Annotated in this window: 3 protein-coding genes; all 3 read right to left on the minus strand. The window is 69.6% G+C overall.

The genetic code is table 11. The features are described from left to right. Window positions 1-74: 74 nt before the first annotated feature. Window positions 75-1,520, minus strand: a complete 1,446-nt coding sequence (locus P409_RS28620) for a DegQ family serine endoprotease (protein ID WP_052121514.1) — start codon at window positions 1,518-1,520, stop codon at window positions 75-77. A gap of 194 nt (window positions 1,521-1,714) precedes the next feature. After that, window positions 1,715-2,701, minus strand: a complete 987-nt coding sequence (hflC, locus tag P409_RS28625; protein WP_052121513.1) for a protease modulator HflC — start codon at window positions 2,699-2,701, stop codon at window positions 1,715-1,717. Window position 2,702: 1 nt separating this feature from the next. Continuing rightward, complete coding sequence (gene hflK / locus P409_RS28630; RefSeq protein ID WP_343285531.1) at window positions 2,703-3,881, minus strand: FtsH protease activity modulator HflK; 1,179 nt, start codon at window positions 3,879-3,881, stop codon at window positions 2,703-2,705. Between the last annotated feature and the right edge of the window lie 116 nt (window positions 3,882-3,997).

A 3,997-nucleotide genomic window follows, 5' to 3' on the forward strand; every position in this document is an offset into this window, starting at 1 on the left:
CGGCTGCGGCGGCGGGGGTAAAGAAAAGGCGCCGCCCGGAGGCGGCGCCTGTTCCATCGGACCGGCGGCCGGCTTCAGCGCGGCCCGACCGGCAGGGCGATGAAGCGCAGGTCGCCGCCGCTCTCGACCAGCAGCAGCACCGACTTCCGGCCGCCCTCGCGGGCTTCGGTCACCTTCTTGGCGACGTCGCCGGGGTTCGCCACCTCGGCCTGGCCGACCTCGACGATCACATCGCCGGCCTTCAGTCCCTTCTCGGCGGCCTGCGACCCGCTGGTGACGGCGGTGACCACGACGCCCTTCTGGTCGTCGGCCAGCGAGTACTGCTTCTTCAGCGCGTCGGTCAGCGCCGACAGCGTCACCCCGAGGGCATCGAGCTCCTGCGGCTTGGTGGCGTCGGGCTTGCTGTCCGGCGTGTCGGAGGCCAGCAAGCCGGATTGCTCGGCGGCTTCGAGCTCGCCCAGCGTCACCGGCAGATCCTTGCGCGCGCCCTTGCGCCAGACCGTCACCGAGACCTGCTTGTCGACCGGCGTGTCGGCGACCACGCGCGGCAGGCGCCGGCTCTCGGTGATCGGCTTGCCGTCGAACTGCAGGATGACGTCGCCGGTCTCGATCCCGGCCTTGGCGCCCGGGCCGCCATCGGTGACCCCGGCCACCAGGGCGCCTTCCGGCTTCTCCAGCCCCAGGCTCTCGGCGATCTCCGGCGTCACCGACTGGATCCGGACGCCGAGCCAGCCGCGCTTGGTGCGCCCGAACTCGATGATCTGGTCGACCACGCCGCGGGCCAGCGCCGAGGGGATGGCGAAGCCGATGCCGACCGATCCGCCCGAGGGAGAGTAGATGGCGGTGTTGATGCCGATCACCCGCCCGTCCATGTTGAACATCGGGCCGCCCGAATTGCCGCGGTTGATGGCGGCGTCGGTCTGCAGGAAGTCGTCATAGGGGCCGGCGTTGATCTCACGCGACCGCGCCGAGATGATGCCGGCCGTGACCGTGCCGCCGAGGCCGAACGGGTTGCCGATCGCCAGCACCCAGTCGCCGACCCGCATCCCGTCGCTGTCGCCGAACTCGACGAAGGGCAGCTTCTTGTCGGTCTCGACCTTCAGCACCGCCAGGTCGGTCTTGTCGTCGCGGCCGATCAGCTTGGCCTCGAGGCTGGTGTTGTCGTGCAGGACGACCGTGATCTCCTCGGCGCCTTCGATCACATGGTAGTTGGTGACGATGTAGCCGTTGTCCCGGACGATGAAGCCGGAGCCGAGCGCCGTGGCGTTGTGCGGCCGCGGCCGGTCGCCCTGGCCCTGGCCGCGCCGGTTGAAGAAGTCGCGGAAGAACTCATCGAACGGCGATCCCGGCGGGAATTGCGGCATCTCCGGCAGGTCCTGGCCGTCCTGGACCTTCTGGGTGGTCGAGATGTTGACCACCGCCGGCACCAGCCTCTCGGCCAGGTCGGCGAAGCTGTCGGGCGCCGGCGCGGCGCGGGCCACCCCTGACGCCAGGATGGCCGCCATCAGCATGGCCGTCATGACCAGCACCGTCGTGGCCCAGCGCAGCAGGGCAGTCTCTCCCACGGCGCGGGCGACGGCGACGGGGCCGGTCGGGCGGCGGGCAATCGGTCTGGTCACGAACGCTCTCCCTCGCTCAAAGCACGACGCCGGCCCCATTCGGGAGGCCGGCGTCGGTCATCATACACCCGATCGTGGCGAGAAACGGGCCTGCATCAGCCCGGGTTCCCCGGTGTCGCAGGCGCCGGCTGTGCCGGAACCTCGGGCACCGCCGGCGCGGGGGCCGGCGCCGGGCTGGGGCCCGACGGGGTCTGCTGGGTCACCGCCGGCACCAGGCCGCGGCCGGTGGCGTCGTTGAAGTACTTGAAGAAGTCACCCTTCGGCGACAGCACCAGCGTGGTGCCGCTCGACCCCAGCGCGTTCTGGTAGGCCTGCAGGCTGCGGTAGAAGGAGAAGAACTGCGGATCGGCGCCGTAGGCGTCGGCCTGCACCTTGATGGCGTCGGCGTCGCCCTGGCCGCGCAGCTCCTGCGCCTTGCGCTCCGCCTCGGCCAGGAGGACGGTGCGCTCGCGGTCGGCGCTCGACTTGATCTGCGCCGAGTACTCGGCGCCCTGGGCGCGGTACTGTGCCGCCTCACGCTCACGCTCGGAGCGCATGCGGTCATAGACCGACTGCACCGTGCCCTCCGGCACGTCGGCGCGGACGATGCGGACATCGACGATCTCGATGCCCAGCGGCTTGGCGTTGGCTTCGACCTGGTCACGGATCGACCGCATGATCGGCCCGCGCTGCTCCGACAGCACGTCGAGCTGGTTGTAGTTGCCGAGCACGTTGCGCAGCGCGTTGTTGACGAAGCTGCTGATGCGGGTGCTGGCGGTGTTCTCGTTCCGCACCGACTGGAAGAACAGCAGCGGATCGGCGATGCGGTAGCGGGCATAGCTGTCGACGTCGAGGCGGCGCTGGTCGGACAGGATCACCTGTTCGACCGGCGGGTCCACGTCCAGCACGCGCTTCTCGTAGAACTGCACGTTCTGGACGACCGGCAGCTTCAGCTTCAACCCGGGCTCGGATTCGATCTTCACCACCTCGCCGAACTGCAGGACCAGCGCCTGCTCGTTCTGGCCGACGGTGTAGAGGGAATCGACCAGCACCAGGCCGGCGACGACGATGACGGCGCCGAGGGCGGCAAGCTTGGCGTTCATGTTACTGCCCTCCCCGCTGGGCCGGAGCCGCGGCCGGCTTGTTGATCAGCTCGTTCAGCGGCAGGTAGGGCAGCACGCCCTGGCCGCCGACGGCATCGTCGATCAGGATCTTGTTCGAACCCTTCAGCACGCTCTCCAGCGTCTCCAGATAGAAGCGCTCGGCCGTGATCTCCGGCGCCGCGCGGTAGGATTGCAGCACCGAGGTGAAGCGGGCCGTGTCGCCCTGGGCCTTGGCCACCACCTGCTCGCGATAGGCCTCGGCCTCCTGCACCACCCGCGCGGCGTCGCCTCGGGCGCGCGGCACGATGTCGTTGCGGTAGGTCTCGGCGTCGTTGCGCAGCCGGTCCTGGTCCTGGCGGGCGCGCTGCACGTCGTCGAAGGCGTCGATCACCTGCTGCGGCGGCGCCACCTTCTGCAGCTGCACCTGGTCGATCACCACGCCGGCCCCGGGGCGGCCCGGGGTGCCGTAGCTGTCCAGCGTCGCCTGCAGCAGGCGCCGGGCATCCTGCTCGATCCGGCCACGCGCCTCGTTCAGCGCCGGCTGGATCTCGGTGCGGCCGATCACCTCGCGCATCGCGCTCTCCGCCGCCACCTTCACCGTGGCGTCGGCGTTCTTGATGTTGAACAGGTAGGCGACCGGGTCGGAGATGCGCCACAGCACGACGAAATCGATGTCGATGATGTTCTCGTCGCCGGTCAGCATCTGGCTCTCATCCGGCACGTCGCGGGGGCTGGCCCGTCCCTCGCCGCTGCTGAAGCCGATCTCGATCCGGTTCTGCGTCGTCACCGACGGCTTGGTCACAGTCTCGATCGGCGCCGGCAGGTGATAGCGCAGGCCGGGCTGCTCGGTCCTGACATAGGCGCCGAATCGCTGGACCACGCCCAGCTCGTCCGGCTGCACCCGGTAGATGCCGGTCAGCAGCCAGCCGATGATGATCACCACGATGGCGACCAGGATGCCACGGCCGCCGCCGAAGCCCTTGGGCATGACCTGGCGGAACCGGTCCTGCCCGCGCCGGATCATGTCCTCGATATCGGCCTGGCTGGGACCGCCGCCGCGCCCCCAGGGATTCTGTCCGCCGCCTTGCGGTGATCCGCCCCACGGTCCGCCGCCGCCGCCACCACCGCCTTGATTACTCCACGGCATCCAGTTCCCTTCCCCCGTCGACCGCCCTGTCATCCCGGGCGCCGGATGCTATATCTCGGCGCGACGGGCAGCAAATGTGGAGCCTGTCATATTGGACAAAGGGCAGGAAGTTCAACCATGGCAAACGGCCGGGCGATGGTCACAGAAGC

This window comes from Inquilinus limosus MP06, assembly GCF_000767795.1.
In the GTDB taxonomy this organism is placed as follows: domain Bacteria; phylum Pseudomonadota; class Alphaproteobacteria; order DSM-16000; family Inquilinaceae; genus Inquilinus; species Inquilinus limosus_E.